The 17,324-nt window shown below is 63.8% G+C and carries 15 protein-coding genes; 9 read left to right on the top strand and 6 right to left on the bottom strand.

From position 1 onward, the window contains the following. Positions 1 to 41: 41 nt before the first annotated feature. Positions 42 to 896, top strand: a complete 855-nt coding sequence (gene mmsB, locus H4I97_RS01985; RefSeq protein WP_244658751.1) for a 3-hydroxyisobutyrate dehydrogenase — start codon at positions 42 to 44, stop codon at positions 894 to 896. Positions 897 to 927: 31 nt separating this feature from the next. On the opposite strand, the gene H4I97_RS01980 is transcribed toward mmsB (H4I97_RS01985), so the two are convergent. From H4I97_RS01980 to speB, 5 genes are all read right to left on the bottom strand, one after another. Beyond that, the gene (locus H4I97_RS01980; protein WP_182306288.1) at positions 928 to 1,728 is read right to left on the bottom strand and encodes an ABC transporter permease; all 801 of its coding nucleotides are present in this window, start codon (positions 1,726 to 1,728) and stop codon (positions 928 to 930) included. Further along, a complete protein-coding gene (locus tag H4I97_RS01975) occupies positions 1,725 to 2,579 on the bottom strand; it encodes an ABC transporter permease (protein WP_182306287.1) in 855 nt (284 codons plus the stop codon). Before H4I97_RS01975 ends, H4I97_RS01980 begins: the two co-directional genes overlap by 4 nt. Then, on the bottom strand, positions 2,576 to 3,607 hold the full coding sequence (locus tag H4I97_RS01970; protein WP_182306286.1) for an ABC transporter ATP-binding protein: 1,032 nt from the start codon (positions 3,605 to 3,607) through the stop codon (positions 2,576 to 2,578). Before H4I97_RS01970 ends, H4I97_RS01975 begins: the two co-directional genes overlap by 4 nt. A gap of 173 nt (positions 3,608 to 3,780) precedes the next feature. Continuing rightward, positions 3,781 to 4,869, bottom strand: a complete 1,089-nt coding sequence (locus H4I97_RS01965; protein ID WP_182306285.1) for an ABC transporter substrate-binding protein — start codon at positions 4,867 to 4,869, stop codon at positions 3,781 to 3,783. Positions 4,870 to 4,961: 92 nt separating this feature from the next. Then, positions 4,962 to 6,017, bottom strand: a complete 1,056-nt coding sequence (gene speB, locus H4I97_RS01960) for an agmatinase (RefSeq protein WP_182306284.1) — start codon at positions 6,015 to 6,017, stop codon at positions 4,962 to 4,964. Between the two features lie 180 nt (positions 6,018 to 6,197). Between speB and H4I97_RS01955 the strand changes: the two genes are divergently transcribed. Continuing rightward, entirely contained in the window at positions 6,198 to 7,238 is a 1,041-nt protein-coding gene (locus tag H4I97_RS01955; protein ID WP_182306283.1) for a LysR substrate-binding domain-containing protein, read from the top strand. Positions 7,239 to 7,261: 23 nt separating this feature from the next. Continuing rightward, complete coding sequence (locus tag H4I97_RS01950) at positions 7,262 to 8,437, top strand: aminotransferase (RefSeq protein ID WP_182306282.1); 1,176 nt, start codon at positions 7,262 to 7,264, stop codon at positions 8,435 to 8,437. 8 nt (positions 8,438 to 8,445) lie between these two features. On the opposite strand, the gene H4I97_RS01945 is transcribed toward H4I97_RS01950, so the two are convergent. Then, positions 8,446 to 9,396, bottom strand: coding sequence for a LysR family transcriptional regulator (locus H4I97_RS01945; RefSeq protein WP_182306281.1), 951 nt, complete (start codon positions 9,394 to 9,396; stop codon positions 8,446 to 8,448). Positions 9,397 to 9,567: 171 nt separating this feature from the next. Between H4I97_RS01945 and chvE the strand changes: the two genes are divergently transcribed. From chvE to H4I97_RS01915, 6 genes are all read left to right on the top strand, one after another. After that, on the top strand, positions 9,568 to 10,638 hold the full coding sequence (chvE, locus tag H4I97_RS01940; protein ID WP_182306280.1) for a multiple monosaccharide ABC transporter substrate-binding protein: 1,071 nt from the start codon (positions 9,568 to 9,570) through the stop codon (positions 10,636 to 10,638). 118 nt (positions 10,639 to 10,756) lie between these two features. Then, positions 10,757 to 12,292, top strand: a complete 1,536-nt coding sequence (mmsA, locus tag H4I97_RS01935; RefSeq protein ID WP_182306279.1) for a multiple monosaccharide ABC transporter ATP-binding protein — start codon at positions 10,757 to 10,759, stop codon at positions 12,290 to 12,292. Next, positions 12,293 to 13,504 (top strand): multiple monosaccharide ABC transporter permease, encoded by a 1,212-nt coding sequence (mmsB, locus tag H4I97_RS01930; RefSeq protein WP_182306278.1) that lies wholly within the window; start codon positions 12,293 to 12,295, stop codon positions 13,502 to 13,504. A gap of 10 nt (positions 13,505 to 13,514) precedes the next feature. Beyond that, entirely contained in the window at positions 13,515 to 14,480 is a 966-nt protein-coding gene (gene araD1, locus H4I97_RS01925) for an AraD1 family protein (RefSeq protein WP_182306277.1), read from the top strand. A gap of 55 nt (positions 14,481 to 14,535) precedes the next feature. Continuing rightward, positions 14,536 to 16,281, top strand: coding sequence for an L-arabinonate dehydratase (gene araD / locus H4I97_RS01920; protein ID WP_182306276.1), 1,746 nt, complete (start codon positions 14,536 to 14,538; stop codon positions 16,279 to 16,281). 10 nt (positions 16,282 to 16,291) lie between these two features. After that, complete coding sequence (locus tag H4I97_RS01915) at positions 16,292 to 17,221, top strand: Gfo/Idh/MocA family protein (RefSeq protein WP_182306275.1); 930 nt, start codon at positions 16,292 to 16,294, stop codon at positions 17,219 to 17,221. Positions 17,222 to 17,324: the final 103 nt, after the last annotated feature.

Genomic DNA, 17,324 nt, shown 5'->3' with positions numbered 1-17,324 from the left:
TCCCCGTGGCAACACCCATCGCATTCATCGGACTGGGCAATATGGGCGGCCCGATGGCCGCCAACCTCGTCAAGGCCGGGCACCAAGTTCGCGGCTTCGACCTCTCCGCGGAGATTCTGAAGGCGGCGGAGGAAAATGGGGTAACTGCCGCTTCCTCGCTGGCGGAAGCCGTGGAAGGTGCGGACGTCGTCGTCACCATGCTGCCGAAGGGCGAGCATGTGCTCGCCGTCTGGCGCGAACTCGTCAAGGCGGTCCCCGCCTCCACGCTCCTGATCGACTGCTCGACCATCGACGTCGACAGCGCACGCCAGGCCCATGAGCTTGCCGCCGGCAAGGGCTGCGCCTCGCTCGACGCCCCCGTCTCCGGTGGTACGGGTGGCGCTGCCGCCGGCACGCTGACCTTCATGGCCGGCGGATCGGGGGACGTGTTCGAGCGCGCGAAGCCCTATCTCGAAGCCATGGGGCGCAAGATCGTCCATTGCGGCGGCAACGGCGCCGGCCAGGCGGCGAAGATCTGCAACAACATGATCCTCGGCATTTCCATGATCGGCGTCTGCGAGGCCTTCGTGCTCGGCGAGGCGCTCGGCCTCTCGCACCAAGCGCTGTTCGACGTCGCCTCGACGTCATCGGGCCAGTGCTGGTCGCTGAACACCTATTGCCCCGTCCCCGGACCCGTCCCGACCTCGCCTGCCAACAACGAATACCGGCCGGGCTTTGCCGCGGCGCTGATGCTGAAGGACCTGAAGCTCGCCCAGGACGCAGCACTCTCGACCGGCGCGGCGACCCCGCTCGGTGCGGAGGCCGCGCAGATCTACGGCCTCTTCGAAAAGCAGGGACAGGGCGCGCGCGACTTTTCCGCCATCATCGAGATGCTGCGCGGCGGCCTCCAGGCCTGACGCCGGCCGTGCAACACAAGGCCGTCGACGGTCAGCGTTCGTCGGCGGCCATGGCACCGAGCAGCTTCGGCAGGTCGCCGAAGCGTGCCACCAGCCCGAAGATCAACGCCGCCGCCGCGACGAAAAGCACGGTGACGGAGGCCATCACCGGCGTATAGCCGTAGCGCAGCGCGTTGAAAATCTTGATCGGCAAGGTCTCCATCGTGAAGCCGACCGTCATGTAGGCGACGATGTACTCGTTGAGCGACAGCACGAAAGCAAAGGCGTAGCCCGAGACCAGATATGGCCGGATGAGCGGCAGCACGACGGTCCGGAACACCGTCTGGTCGTCGGCGCCCATGGTCGCCGCCGCCTCGACAAGCGACCGGTCGATCGCCGAAAATCCGAGGGAAAGCGTCACCAGCGGCAGGGTCACGAAGAAGATCGCGTGGCCGATGACCGCCGTCCACGGCTGGCCATAGAAGCCCGTCGCCGCCCAGAAGGTCAGGAGACCGAGCGCGGTGATCACCGGCGGCAGCGTGAACGGGGCTATCCCAAGAACCCGGAAAATGTTTGCCCAAGGCGCGATACGCCGCCAAAGGAACCAGGAGAGCGGCAGGGCGATGGCGACTGCGAGCGCCGCAGAGGCGAGCGCCAGCAGCAGCGACGACAACAAGGCCGCCCGCCAGCCCGGATCGGTGAAGATCGCGCCGTACCAGGAAAGCGAAAATCCTTGCGGCGGGAAGGTCAGGCTCTGCTTCTCGTTGACCGACACTCCGGCGACCACCACGATCGGCATCGCGAGGAATATCCCGATCAGGACGAAATAGAGACGTGTCAGATTGCGGCTCATGCAGCCTCTCCCTTGCGTCCGACGAGAAGCGTCAGCGCCACCATGCCAAGCGTCACCAGCACCAGGAAGACGGCCATGGCGGCGGCGAACGGCATGTTCGACTGGTAGATCGCCTGATCGGTGATCAGCACCGAAAGCGTCCAGTGCTGCGGGCGACCGAGGATCTGCGGCAACAGATAGCAACCGAGCGCGAAAATGAAGACCATGATCAGCGTCGCGATGATGGTGTTGCGAAGCGCCGGCACGACGACGGTCAGGAAGGCTCTCACCGGCGAGGCGCCGAGCGTGCGCGCCGCTTCCGTCAGCGTCGGGTCGAGACGCACCACCGCGGGATAGAGGACGAGCACGGTATAGGGCAGCGCCTGGTAGACCATGCCCGTCAGCACCGCCCCGAAATTCGGCATCAGCGCCACCGGCTTTGCCATGATCCCGAGCATGACGAGGAGGTTCGAGATCCCCGCGGTTCGTGAGAGCAACGTCGACCAGGCAAAACCGATGATGACCTCGGAGAGCGACAGGATCGACAAGAGCGCCACCAGCCAGACCACCTGCACCTTCCGCGACATGCGCGAGAGCAGGTAGGTGAAGGGAAGCCCGAGTACGACGCAGACCACGGCAACCGTGATCGCGAGAAGCAGCGAGAAGCCGAGCACGCCGCCGAAGAAGGCGGAGAGGAACCGCGCATAGTTGTCGAAGACGAAGGCCGGCTCGTAAAAGCCGCCCTGCTGGCGCTGGAAGAAGCTGACGGCGATCATCATCCCGAAGGGGATGACAAAGAACAGGATCAGCATTCCTGCCGGAAAGGCGAGCGGCGCGTAGTCGAGCGCCTTCTGGGGTGGTTCGCGTCTCATGCGGCAAGCACCACGGCCGTCTGCGGGTCGATGATGACGCCGACCTCCTGGCCGACGCTGACGACCGGGCGCTCGCGCGGCGTCGAGACGGCGATGAGTTCGGTGCCGCGGACGTCCACGAAGGTCTCGATCATGCCTCCGAGATCGCGAATGAAGGTGACGCGGCCGGAAAGCCGGCCGGCACCCGGCGCCGACAAATGGATGTCCTCCGGACGGACGGAAAGACTGCAGGCGGACTGGCCCGGCGCGGCAATGCCTTCAACCGTCTCGCCGAGGACCAGCGTGCGCCCGCTCTCGACCGTGAGCGGCAGAAGATTGGTCGAGCCGATGAAATCGGCGACGAAACGGTCGGCGGGTTTGCGGTAGATCTCGATCGGGCTCGCCGCCTGGCGGATCTTGCCGCCGTTCATCACCACCACGGTATCGGCCATGGTCATCGCCTCGCGCTGGTCGTGCGTGACGACGATGGTGGTGATGCCGAGCTGCTGCTGCAGCTTGCGCAATTCCACCTGCATCGCCTCGCGCAGCTTGGCATCGAGCGCCGAAAGCGGCTCGTCGAGCAGGAAGAGTTTTGGTGAGATGGCGAGTGCGCGGGCGATCGCCACGCGCTGGCGCTGGCCACCGGAAAGCTTGTTCACCGGCCTGTCGGCATAGCCCGGCAGGTGGATTAGAGACAGGAGCTCCTCGACGCGCCGGACCTGCGCCTCGCGCGCGATGCCACGGATCCTCAGCGGGTAGGCGATGTTCTCGCCGACGGTCAGATGCGGAAAGAGCGCCAGCGACTGGAACACCATGCCGAGATTGCGCTTGTGCGTGGGAACACGGGTGATGTCCTCACCGTCGAGCACGATCGCTCCGTTCGTCGGCGTGTCGAGCCCGGCGATCATCCGGAGCAGGGTCGTCTTGCCGCAGCCGGACGGGCCGAGCATGCAGACGAAGGTTCCGTGCGGAACGGTCAGCGCCACGTCGTCCACGGCGGTGAAGGGGCCGAATTGCTTGGTGACGCCGTTGAGGGATAGTCCGGACATCATGTCTCCGAAGTCAAATAAGGTCTGGGCACATGGCCCTTCCGCGCCGGGTATCATCGCGCCGGCGAATTGTGTCGCAATCTCATGGGACGCTCAAGCAGAAGAGTCCGGGTCGAGGCGACAGCCTCCCCTCTCCCCGCTTGCAGGGAGAGGGAATAAGAGCAACCGTCAGATCAGCCGACGATCAGCTCGGTCCACTTCTGGTTCAGCCAGTCGGACTTCGTCTGGTAGAGATCATAGCGAGGAATGACCGGATCAATGTCCGAGGAGACAGCAGCGAACTCCTCGGCCGTCAGGTCGAGCAGGTCGCGCTTGACCGTCGGCGCGGTGCCGACCTTGCGCGACAGCGTCGCCTGGATCGAGGGCTGGCACATGTAGTCGATGAAGACATGAGCTTCCTCCGACTTTTCGGAAGCCCGCGACAGCGCCCAGCAGCCAGAGTCGAGAATACCACCTTCCTTCGGGAAGGTGGAGCGCACCGGATGGCCTTCCGAAGCGGCAAGCCCCGTCACGTCGTGATAATACTGCCCCATCGGGATCTCGCCGGATTTCAGCGCCTGCTCGAACTGCGCCTCGTCGCGATACCACAGTCGGACGTTCGGTTTCACCTCGGCGAGCTTGTCGAACACCTTCAGGATGCCCTCCTCGGTGTCGAGGGCATTGGTACCCCCGAAATAGGTCTTCGCCGTCACCTCCAGAAGGAAGGAGTTGGAAACGAGCGCGAGCAGGCCGAGCTTGTCCTCGTTCGCCGGATCCCAGAGGGCCGCCCAGGAGGTCGGTGCCTCCTTGTAGACATCGGTATTGGTGACGAGCGTGATGTACCAGGCGACGGCACCGAGGCCGGCAACCCTGCCGTCCGGATACTTGTTGACGAAATGGTCGACCAGATTCGAGGCGTTCTTGATCTTGCCGAGGTCGAGCGGCGACCAGAGGTTCGTCGCCTGACCCTTCAGCATCGCGACCTGCGACATCATCGAGACGTCGGCCGGCGCCTGGCCTGCCTTGGCCGCCTGCTCGAGCTGCACGAGCCAGGCCTCGCCGGTCGGCTCGGCGACGGATTCGATCGCGATCCCGGTCGCCTTGGTGAATTCCGGGAAGATGTTCTTGTCGAACGAGTCCTTGAAGTAGCCGCCGTAGACGCCGACCTTCAGCGACTTGTCCTGGGCCCGGAGAATGGAGGGCATGGCCAGCATGCCAGCGCCGGCAACCGACCCGGCCAGCACGCCGCGGCGGCTTATCGATGTCTGCAGAAATTTCGTCATGGCTTTGTTCCCTTATGTCGTTCTGGTTGTCGTCTCTCAGTTGAAGCCGGGATTCTTGTCCACGCAAGGCCCGGCCGTCTCTTGCTCCCGGTTCAGCTCGCCCTGACGGCCGGGCTGAAGACCATCAGGCTCAGGATTTCGAAGAGAACCTGCGCACCGGCATGGGCGGTATTGTGGGTGGCGTCGTATTGCGGCGCCACCTCAACGACGTCGCCACCGACGAGGTTCATCCCCTTCAGCCCGCGGATGAGCTCCAGCACCTCTCGCGAGCTGAGCCCGCCGACCTCCGGCGTACCCGTTCCCGGTGCGATCGAGGGATCGAGGCTGTCGATATCGAAGGAGAGATAGGTCGGGCCGTCGCCGATGATCTTCCTGGCCTTTTCGATGATCGCGGGCATGCCGAGGCCGGTGATCTCTTCGGCGTGGATGACGGTCATCCCGGACTCGTAGGAGAACTCCCAGAGATATTCCGCCGGGCCGCGAATGCCGATCTGGATGGTGCGGGTCGGATCGAGCGTGCCATCGAGGACCGCATTGCGGAAGGGACCGCCGTGATGGAACTTTGACTGGTCGAACGGACCGCCGGTATCGCAATGGGCGTCGATGTGCACGAGGCCGACCGGTCCGTGCTTGCGGGCGATGGGCTTCAGGATCGACTGGGTGATCGAATGGTCGCCACCGACCGAAAGAGGCAGCACGCCGGCGTCGACGATCTTCGAGAGATAGTGCTCGATGTCCTCATGGCTGAGCTCCAGCCGGTAGCGGCTGGAAAATGGCACGTCGCCGATATCCGCCACCTTGAGGTCGAAGACCGGCGCGCAATCGAGCACGTGGTTGTAGGGGCCGATGCGGTCGATGCTGCGCAGGGCCCGAGGTCCGAACCGCGATCCCGGACGGTTGGTGACGCCGAGGTCCATCGGCACGCCGACGATCGCCACCTGCAGATCGCCGAAATCAGGCGACTGCGGATCGACCTGGCGGTGCGGGGCGCTGAGGAAGGTCGGAACGCCGGCATAGGGAGCCGCGCGGGTGCCGTTCGAGAAGATCTTGGCGCCGACCCTGGCGAACTTCGGGTCGAAGATCTCGCCGGCTCCGTCGCCGCCGTATTTTGCCCGCAGCGCCTCGAGTTTCGTCGGATCCCACACCATCTTTTCGTTCCTTTCCCTGCGTTTCGAAAGCAGGCCGGCGGGCCCGGCAGCGATATGGCTTTCAAAACAGCAGTCCTTGGTCCTGCCTCTATGATGAGCATTATCCCCGCAAAAGGGATGGAAATGCAATTGACGATGTAATAGCAATCCATGTGAGAAAAACTCACAAGTGCCAAAGCCATGACCGTGCGCCTGCCCCCGCTCAATCCGCTCCGCGCCTTCGAGGCTGCCGCGAGACTCGGCTCGATTTCCGCCGCGGCACGCGAGCTGAAGGTGACCCACGGCGCGGTGAGCCATCAGATCAGGACGCTCGAGGAAAGCCTGAAGGCGAGCCTTTTCGAGCGCGGCGGCAAGAGGCTCAAGCTGACGCCGCAGGGAGCCCTGCTCTTGCCTGCGGTCTCGTCCGCCTTCGAAGGCATCGCCGCGGCGACGGCTCTGGTCAACCGTCCCTCGACCAGCGGCAACCTCCGCGTCTCCTGCGTCCCCGCCTTGCTCTCGCTCTGGCTGATCCCGCGCATGGCCTCCTTCAGCGAGCAATATCCGGAGATCAGCCTGACGCTCACCTCCAGCAATGACGCAGCACTCGTGCAATCGCCGGACATCGACGTCGCCATTCTCTATGGTCCGGGCGGCTGGCGCGACTGCTGGGCGCGGCTGTGGAGCAGCCTCGACCTCTTCCCCGTCGCAAGTCCGACGCTTCTCAACAGCCGGCCTCTGCGCTCCGTGCGCGATCTGCGTGACCACGTCCTGCTGCACGGCGACGACGGACGCGAATGGAACACCTGGCTTGCCGCGGCCGATCAGCTCGACATGCCGCGGCTCAGGGAGCACTTCATGAGCGACGCGAGGCTCTCCACCGAAGCGGCCCGTCACGGCCAGGGCATCGCGCTCGGCGACAACATCACCGCAAGCAGCCTCATCGCCTCGGGCGAACTCGTCATCCCCTTCGACCTCTCGGTTCCGGCCTCCGACGCCTTTTACGTCACCTGCCGCAACGAGGTGCGTTCGGCCCCGATCGCCAAGGTCTTCATCGACTGGATGTTCTCGACCATCGAAAACGAGCGGCTCTCCCGCCCGAGCACCTCGGCCCGCCACCTCATCCGCAGCCGCGCGCCGCGTACCGCACCCGCGCAACCCGATCCGCCCGGCACGTTTTCGACGCGGCCTCACCCGCGGGCCACACTTGCCGCCAAGCCCCGTCGCAAGAGCGAGAAGCGATAAGCAAACTGGAAAGACGACGAACCATGCCCTCCGCCTCCTTCAATCCGCTCGTATCCCGGCTGTCGCCACCACCGGTTCCGTCGGTCTTCGCCTGGGGCCGCGCCTATGACGGTGCATCGGGACCACTGATCGACCTCTCGCAGGCCGTCCCCGGCTACCCGCCACATCCGGACATGCTCGCATGGCTCGGCGAGGCCGCTGCCTCCAAGACCACCGCCGGCTACGGGCCGATCGAGGGCGAGGATGTGCTGCGCAATGCCTATGCCGCGGAGATGACAGAAATCTACGGCGCATCCGTCGTCGCCGGGAACATCCATATCACCTCCGGCTGCAACCAGGCCTTCATGGCCGCCGTCATGACGGTCGCCGGCGCCGGCGATCGGGTGGCGCTGACCGATCCCTTCTATTTCAATCAGGAGACGACACTGGCGATGCTCGGCATCGGTTGTGAATTGCTGCCGCTCGCCGCCGCCGACGGCTTCGTGCCCCAGATCGACGAGGTACGCGCGATCTTGAACAAGGGCGTGAAGGCGATCGCTCTCGTCACGCCCAACAACCCGACGGGTGCCGTCTATCCGGGTCCGCTCTTGAAGGACATCTTCGAACTCTGCCGTGAAGCCGGCGTCTGGCTTATCCTCGACGAGACTTATCGCGACTTCCTGCCGGCGGATGAACGGCCGCACGACCTGCTATCAGTGGCGGGATGGGAGGAGAACCTCATCCTGCTCTATTCCTTCTCGAAATCCTTCTGCATTCCCGGCCACCGGCTCGGCGCCGTCACCGCCGGAGCGCGGACGGTCAGCGAGATCGCCAAGGTCATGGACAATTTGCAGATATGCGCGCCGCGTGCGCCGCAAGCCGCGGTCGCGAGAGCCATTCCGGCGCTCAGGGAATGGCGAAACGCCAACCGCGCCGAAATCCTCGCCCGGGCAGAGGCGCTCCGCACCGTGATGGCGCGTCTTCCCGCATGGAAAATGGACTCGCTTGGCGCCTATTTCGCCTTCATCCGACATCCGTTCGATAACCTCACATCCGCCGAGGTGGCGGAAATGCTCGCCAGGAAAGCCGGCGTGGTCTGCATTCCCGGCGCCTATTTCGGCGAGCGTCAGGAGGCATACCTGCGCTTCGCCTTCGCCAATGCTGACGCTGGCACCATCGCGACGCTCGTGGACAGGCTCGGTCGCTTCACCCCGACCTGACGCCGCTGCTATCGACTGCCCGCCCACCGGGGAGTTGCACAGAGCTCCTGCATCACCAGATCGCGGAGCCGCGCCGCCACCGGCGTCATCTGCTTCCGCTTGACCGTGAGGAGGTGATAGGGCGCCACCACGATCGGTACGCGGATGTCGAGCTTGCAAAGGCCGGTGCCGGTGCCGCCGCAGAGCAGGTCGGACACTTCCCGCGACATCGGCGCGATGGCATTCGAGGACGCGAGCATGGCGATCATCACCAGCAGCGACGTCGTGTTGACGATGTTCGAAGGAATCGGCACGCCGGATTCGATGAAAACGTTCTCGACGGCCTGACGCACCGGGGCGCCGGGCGCCTGCATGACCCAGGCGAAATGCACGATGTCCGAGAGTGACAAGTCATCTGCATAAGCGAGCGGATGGCTCTCGTGGACGAGGAGGTTCACCTCCTCTACTCGTGCGTCGAGAATATCGAACTGCCGGGCATCGACCCCCGCCGGAATGCGTCCCAGCGCGAAATCGAGCTGGCCCGACAGAAGGTCGCCGATCAGGGCGTCGCTCGAGGCAACGTCGACGTGGATGTCAGCCGAAGCCGCCTCGGCCTTGAGCGCCTGGATGGCCGGGACGATGAAGCCGACCGCACCACCGGTAACGGCGCCTGCGCGAACGGTACCGGTGAGACCGCGCTTGATCGCGTCCACCTCGCGGATCGCCTCGTCCATCTCCTCCAACAACGCCCGCGCCCGCCTTGCAAGCGCCAGCCCCACCGCCGTCGCCTCCATCCCTTTCGGCGTGCGGACGAAGATCGGGGCGTCGACCAGCCTCTCGATATCCCCGAGCATTCGCGAGGCAGCGGGCTGTGTGATCGACAGGGCCTGAGCGGCGAGACTGAGCTGTCCGAGCTCCGCGACTGCGCGGATCAGGCTGAAATGCTTCGGTTGCAGGCGCTGAAAGTGAATTTCGGACATGAACTGTATATCAACTATGATATGCAGAAAGTCAAAATAATCATTTGATCGATATATGGCGGGCGATAAAACTCGCCTCGGGAGCTGGGGGCTGGGAAACCAGCCACCCGTTCTTGTTTCAGCGGCGCCAGGAGGGGCTTGGCGCCGTACGGTATGACCAGGGAGGTTACCATGAAGAAACTCGGCGCTCTGATTGCGTCTGTCGCAATCAGCATCGCATCCTTTACGTCCAACGTCTTTGCCGAAGACAAGGGCATGGTTGGCATCTCGATGCCGACCAAGACCTCGACCCGCTGGATCTCGGACGGCGAAACCATGGAGAAGCTGTTCAAGGAAGCCGGTTACAGCCCGGACCTGCAGTTTGCCGACGACGATATCCCGAACCAGCTCGCCCAGATTGAGAACATGGTAACCAAGGGTGCCAAGGTTCTGGTCATTGCTGCGATCGACGGCACGACGCTCTCCGACATTCTGCAGAAGGCTGCCGATTCCGGCGTGAAGGTCATTGCCTATGACCGTCTGATCCGCGATTCGGGCAACGTCGACTACTACGCCACCTTCGACAACTTCCAGGTCGGCGTTCTCCAGGCGACCAGCCTCGTCGACGGCCTCAAGGAACGCTTCCCGGACACCAAGCCGTGGAACGTCGAACTCTTCGGCGGCTCGCCGGACGACAACAACGCCTTCTTCTTCTATGATGGCGCGATGTCGGTTCTGCAGCCTCTGATCGACAGCGGCGACATCGTCGTCAAGTCCGGTCAGATGGGCATGGACCAGGTCGGCACCCTGCGTTGGGACGGCACTGTCGCCCAGGCTCGCATGGAAAACCTGCTCTCCTCGACCTACACCGAAGACAAGCTGAACGGCGCTCTGTCGCCCTATGACGGCCTGTCCATCGGTATCCTGTCGGCTCTCAAGGGCGTCGGCTACGGCTCCGGCGACCTCAAGATGCCGATCGTCACCGGTCAGGATGCAGAACTGCCTTCGATCAAGTCGATGCTCGCCGACGAGCAGTATTCGACCGTCTTCAAGGACACGCGCGAACTCGCCAAGGTCGCCGTTTCGATGGTTGATGCCATCATGAGCGGCAAGACCCCGGAGATCAACGACGAGAAGACCTACAACAACGGTGTCAAGGTCGTTCCGTCCTACCTGCTGAAGCCGGTCGCACTCGACAAGGCCAATGCCAAGGACGTCCTCGTCGGCGCCGGCTACTACACGGCCGAGCAGATCGACAACTGATCCTTGCGATCATGACGGGTCCGCGACCTTTCGCGGGCCCGTTTTTATATCATACGCGTTGAGGGAGCTTGCGCCGCCGGCTGTACCTTGGTCGCCCGCCTGCGCTGGAATTCTGCACATGGACAACATCATTCTCGAGATGCGTAGCATCACCAAGACGTTTCCCGGGGTCAAAGCCCTGGACAACGTCAACCTCAAGGTTCGCGAAGGCGAGATCCACGCCCTGGTCGGAGAAAACGGCGCCGGCAAGTCAACCTTGATGAAGGTCCTGAGCGGCGTCTATCCCGCCGGTACCTATGACGGCGAAATCCATTACGACGGCGAGGTCCGTCACTTCAGCACCATTTCCGACAGCGAGGAACTGGGCATCATCATCATCCACCAGGAGCTGGCGCTCGTGCCGCTGCTGTCGATCGCTGAAAACATCTTTCTCGGCAACGAAATCGCCGTCAATGGCGTGATCAACTGGCCGCAGACCTTTGCAAGGACCAAGGAGCTTCTCGCGAAGGTCGGCCTCAAGGATTCTCCGAGCACGCGCATTACCGACATCGGCGTCGGCAAGCAGCAGCTCGTCGAGATCGCCAAGGCGCTTTCCAAGAAGGTTCGCCTGCTCATCCTCGACGAGCCGACGGCTTCGCTCAACGAAAACGACTCCGATGCCCTGCTCACCCTGCTGATGGAATTCCGCAAGCAGGGCATGACCTCCATCATCATTTCTCACAAGCTGAACGAGATCCGCAAGGTCGCCGACCAGATCACCATCCTGCGCGACGGCACCACCGTCGAAACCCTCGACTGTCACACGCAGGAGATCAGCGAGGACCGCATCATCAAGGGCATGGTCGGCCGCGACATGGAAGACCGCTACCCGCCACGCGAGCCGAAGATCGGCGACGTGCTGCTCGAGGTGAAGAACTGGAACGTGTTCCACCAGAACCACCGCGACCGGCAGTTCCTGCATGACGTCAATCTGACCGTCCGTGCGGGCGAAGTCGTGGGCATCGCCGGCCTGATGGGCGCCGGTCGTACCGAGACCGCCATGAGCATCTTCGGCCGCTCCTGGGGCCACAAGATCACCGGCAATGTCTTGATGCGCGGCAAGCCGGTCGACGTGAGCACGATCCCGCGGGCGATCGACGCCGGCCTCGCTTACGTCACGGAAGACCGCAAACAGCTCGGCCTCGTGCTGCAGAACAACATCGTCAAGAACACGACGCTCGCCAATCTCGGCGATGTCTCCAAGAGCGGCGTCATCGACGAGCGCAAGGAAGCTCAGGTCGCCTCGAGCTACCGCAACAAGCTGCGCATCCGCTCGCACTCGATCTACCAGGAAGCCGTCAACCTTTCGGGCGGCAACCAGCAGAAGGTCGTGCTGTCGAAATGGCTGTTCACCAACCCTGAGGTCCTCATCCTCGACGAGCCGACGCGCGGCATCGACGTCGGGGCGAAATTCGAAATCTACACCATCATCAACCAGCTTGCCGCCGAGGGCAAAGGCATCCTGATGATCTCGTCGGAAATGCCCGAGTTGCTCGGCACCTGCGACCGCGTCTACGTCATGAACGAGGGCCGCATCGTCGCCGAGCTTCCGAAGGGAGAAGCAAGCCAAGAGTCGATCATGCGTGCCATCATGCGCTCTGGGGAGAAAAACTAAATGACCACCGAAACAAGAACCGAAACCCCCAAGGTCTCCGTGGGCGACTACCTGCGTCACAACATCCGTGAATACGGTCTTCTGCTGGCGCTCGTCATCATCATGCTGCTGTTCCAGTTCCTGACCGGTGGCGTTCTGTTCAAGCCGGTCAACATTACCAACCTGGTGCTGCAGAACTCCTTCATCGTCATCATGGCGCTCGGGATGCTGCTGATCATCGTGGCGGGTCACATCGACCTTTCGGTCGGCTCTATCGTCGCCTTCATCGGCGGCATATCGGCGATCATGCTGGTGAAGTGGGGATGGCATTTCTCCCTCGTCGTGCCGCTGTGTCTGGTGCTCGGCGGCCTGATGGGCGCGGCCCAGGGCTACTGGGTCGCCTACCAGAAGATCCCGTCCTTCATCGTGACGCTCGCCGGCATGCTGGTCTTCCGAGGCCTGACCTATGTAGCCCTCGGAGGCCGACCGATTGGCCCGTTCCCGAAGGAATTCACGCTTCTTTCGACCGGCTTCATTCCGGATTTCCTGTCGGTCACCGATCCGGGCACAAGCCTGATCAAGAACTACGTGGCGCTCCTCGTCGTCTTCGCGCTCGTGGCTCTCGCGATCTATTCCGGCCTGAAGAACCGCCGTCTCAACGAGCAGCACGGCACCGAGAACGAGCCTTTCGTCTTCTTCATCGTGCAGATGGCGATCATCAGTGCGGTCGCGCTCTTCCTCGGCTTCCAGCTTGCGACCTATCGCGGCCTGCCGAACGTGCTGGTCGTCATGGGCGTGCTGATCGCGCTCTACTCCTTCGTCACCAACCGCTCGACGATCGGCCGTCGCATCTATGCGCTCGGCGGCAACGAGAAGGCGGCGAAGCTTTCGGGCATCAATACCGAGCGGCTGACCTTCTATGCCTTCATGAACATGGGCGTTCTCGCCGCCCTTGCCGGCATGATCATCGCGGCCCGCCTGAACTCGGCCACCCCGAAGGCCGGCGTCGGCTTCGAGCTCGACGTCATCGCGGCCTGTTTCATCGGCGGTGCCTCGGCATCCGGCGGTGTGGGCAAGATTACCGGTGCAGTCATCGGCGCCTTCATCATGGGCGTGATGAACAACGGCATGTCGATCATGGGGATCGGCATCGACTACCAGCAGCTGATCAAGGGCCTCGTGCTCCTCGCGGCTGTCTACTTCGACGTCTACAACAAGAACAAAGCAGTCTGAGGATAGGCTTATGTTTCTCTCGCAATTGAAGACTGGCGGCGTGATTTGCCGCCAGGGTGACGCCGCGCGCCTCGTTCCCGGCTTCGCCTCGACCTACGAAATCGCCAAGGCCGCAGTCGCAGCCAAGGCTTCGCTTGCCGCGATCATCGAGCGCCAGGGAGCGGGCGATGCAGTCGATCTCGCGGCACTTGCCGCCGGCGGCAAGCTCGATTGCCCGGTCCGTCATCCGGACCCGGCGCACATGTATCTCACCGGTACGGGCCTCACCCACACCGGCTCCGCCTCGGCGCGCGACAGCATGCACACCGATACCGCGGGTATGAGCGACTCCATGAAGATGTTCCGCATGGGCATCGAAGGTGGCAAACCGAAGCCGGGTGAAACCGGCGTCCAGCCGGAATGGTTCTACAAGGGCACCGGCGTTGAAGCCGTGGCGCCCGGCGACGACCTCGTTTCCCCCTCCTTCGCACTCGATGGCGGAGAAGAACCGGAGCTTGCCGGCTACTACATCATCGGCGAGGACGGGACGCCCTTCCGCATCGGCTTCTCGGTCGCCAACGAATTTTCCGATCACGTCACCGAAAAGATCAACTATCTCTATCTTGCTCATTCCAAGCTCCGGCCGGCAGCCTTTGGCCCGGAGCTCATGGTCGGCGCCCTGCCCGACCATGTCGAGGGTACCTCACGCATCCTGCGCGACGGCAAGACCGTCTGGGAAAAGCCCTTCCTCTCCGGGGAGGCGAACATGTCCCACACGATCGCGAACCTCGAATATCATCATTTCAAGTATGCGCTGTTCCGCCAGCCGGGGGACCTCCACGTGCATATGTTCGGAACCGCCACGCTCTCCTGCGCGGACGGTTTCACGACGAAGGAAGGCGACATCTTCGAAATCGAAGCGCCGCAATTCGGTCTGCCGCTGCGCAACCGGCTCGTTCGTGCAGCGGAGCAACCCGTCACCGTCAACATGCTCTGAGGGTTTTCCGCCGGTCGGGCGGCAGGCTCTCCCAGAAAGAGACAGAGAAAACGTCATGAGTGCTTTCAAACCGGCGGCCTGGCCCCGCAAACTTCGATCCCAACACTGGTTCGGCGGCACCAGCCGCGACACGATCTATCACCGCGGCTGGCTGAAGAACCAGGGACATCCGCATGACCTCTTCGACGGACGCCCGGTCATCGGCATCCTCAACACCTGGTCGGACCTGACCCCCTGCAACGGCCATCTGCGCGAACTCGCAGAGAAGGTGAAGGCAGGCGTCTGGGAAGCCGGCGGTTTCCCGGTCGAAATCCCGGTCTTCTCGGCGTCGGAGAACACCTTCCGTCCGACCGCGATGATGTTCCGCAACCTCGCAGCACTCGCGGTCGAGGAAGCGATGCGCGGCCAGCCGATCGACGGCGCGGTGCTGCTCGTCGGCTGCGACAAGACCACGCCGTCGCTGGTCATGGCCGCCGCCTCCACCGACCTGCCATCGATCGTCGTGACCGGCGGTCCGATGCTGAACGGCTACTTCCGCGGCGAGCGCGTCGGCTCCGGCACGCATCTCTGGAAATTCTCCGAAGCCGTGAAGGCCGGCGAGATGACCCAGGAGGAATTCCTGGAGGCCGAGGCCTCGATGTCGCGCAGCTCCGGCACCTGCAACACCATGGGCACGGCCTCCACCATGGCCTCCATGGTCGAGGCCCTCGGCATGGCACTTTCGGGCAACGCCGCGATCCCGGCCGTCGACAGCCGCCGCAAGGTCATGGCGCAGCTCTCCGGCCGCCGCATCGTGCAGATGGTGAAGGACGACCTGAAGCCTTCCGACATCATGACGAAGAAGGCCTTCGAGAACGCCATCCGCGTCAACGGCGCGATCGGCGGCTCGACCAATGCCGTCGTCCACCTGCTCGCGATGGCCGGCCGCGTCGGCATCGACCTTTCGCTCGACGACTGGGACCGCCTCGGCCGCGACATTCCGACCGTCGTCAACCTGATGCCGTCCGGCGAATACCTGATGGAAGAGTTCTTCTACGCCGGCGGCCTGCCGGTGGTCATCAAGATGCTCGGCGAAGCGGGCAAGCTGCACAAGGACGCGCTCACCGTCTCCGGCGGCCCGATCTGGGACGAGGTGAAGGACGTCAGGAACTGGAACGACGACGTCATCCGTCCGGTCGAACGGGCGTTGACCCAGCAGGGCGGCATTGTCGTTCTGCGCGGCAACCTCGCACCGAAGGGCTGCGTGCTGAAGCCGTCGGCAGCCTCGCCACACCTGATGAAGCATCGCGGTCGCGCCGTGGTCTTCGAGGACATCGACGACTACAAGGCGAAGATCAACGACGAGAGCCTCGACATCGACGAAAGCTGCGTCATGGTCATGAAGAACTGCGGCCCGCGCGGTTATCCGGGCATGGCCGAGGTCGGCAACATGGGCCTGCCGCCGAAGGTGCTGCGCAAGGGCATCACCGACATGGTGCGTATTTCCGACGCCCGCATGTCCGGCACCGCCTACGGCACCGTCCTCCTGCACACCTCGCCGGAAGCGGCACGCGGCGGTCCGCTCGCCATCGTCAAGAACGGCGATTTCATCGAGATCGACGTCGACGCTCGCCGCGTGCACCTCGACATCTCGGACGAGGAAATGCAGCGCCGTCTCGCCGACTGGCGTCCCTCGGTCGAACCGCCGGCAAGCGGTTATGCCCGCCTCTTCCACGACCATGTGGAAGGCGCGGACACCGGTGCCGATTTCGACTTCCTGAAGGGTTGCCGCGGCGCGCCCGTCGGCCGCGACTCGCACTGAGGAGAAGGACATGTCCAAGCGTATTTCACTGGCGCTTGTCGGCATCGGCAAGATCGCCCGGGATCAGCACATGCCGTCGATTGCCGGCGGCGAGGATTTCGAACTCGCCGCCGCCGTCAGCCGGCACGGCAAGATCGACGGCGTCGAGAACTTCGAGGATTTCGACGCCTTCCTGAAGGCCCGTCCGGATGTGACGGCGGTCTCGCTCTGCACGCCGCCGGAAGTCCGCTTCGACATGGCACGCAAGGCGATCGAGGCTGGCCGCGACGTGCTTCTCGAAAAGCCGCCCGCGACCACGCTCGGCGAGGCCGAGGCGCTGGCCGCGATGGCGTCCGCCGCCGGCGTCACGCTCTTTGCCACCTGGCATTCGCGCTTCGCGCTCGGCGTCGAGCCGGCTCGCCAGTGGCTCGCCGGCAAGACGATCAGATCCGTCTCCATCGTCTGGAAGGAAGACGTGCGTCGCTGGCATCCCGGCCAGGCATGGATCTGGGAGGCCGGCGGCTTCGGCGTCTTCGATCCGGGCATCAACGCGCTCTCGATCCTGACTGCCATTGTTCCCGGTGCGATCGTCGTACATCACGCCGCCCTGTCCTTCCCCTCGAACCGGCAGCAGCCGATCGCCGCTTCGCTCTCCATGGCGAGCGCGGCCGGTGCCCCGATCAGCGCCGAATTCGACTGGCGCCAGGAAGGCCCGCAGACCTGGGACATCACGGTCGAGACGGACGGCGGCGAACTTCGCCTTTCAAAGGGCGGAGCCGAGCTCTATATAGACGGGGCACTGGCATCGTCCGGCCCGGACCGTGAATATCCCGGCATCTATGATCGTTTCGCGGCGCTCATCCGCGGGCGGCAGAGCGATGCCGATTTCCAGCCGTTGCGGCTTGTGGCCGATGCCTTCCTGCGCGGCAGCCGTCAGGACGTGGACGCGTTCCACGACTGAGGCGGTCGCCTAAGACGAATATGACGCGGGCGGAGCCCGGAATTCGGCATGACGGGCCGGATTCCCTTCGCCATGACGCAAAGCGAAGACAAAAGGATGATGC

Source organism: Ciceribacter thiooxidans (assembly GCF_014126615.1).
Lineage (GTDB): Bacteria > Pseudomonadota > Alphaproteobacteria > Rhizobiales > Rhizobiaceae > Allorhizobium > Allorhizobium thiooxidans.
This window is presented reverse-complemented; position numbering and strand designations above follow the sequence as displayed.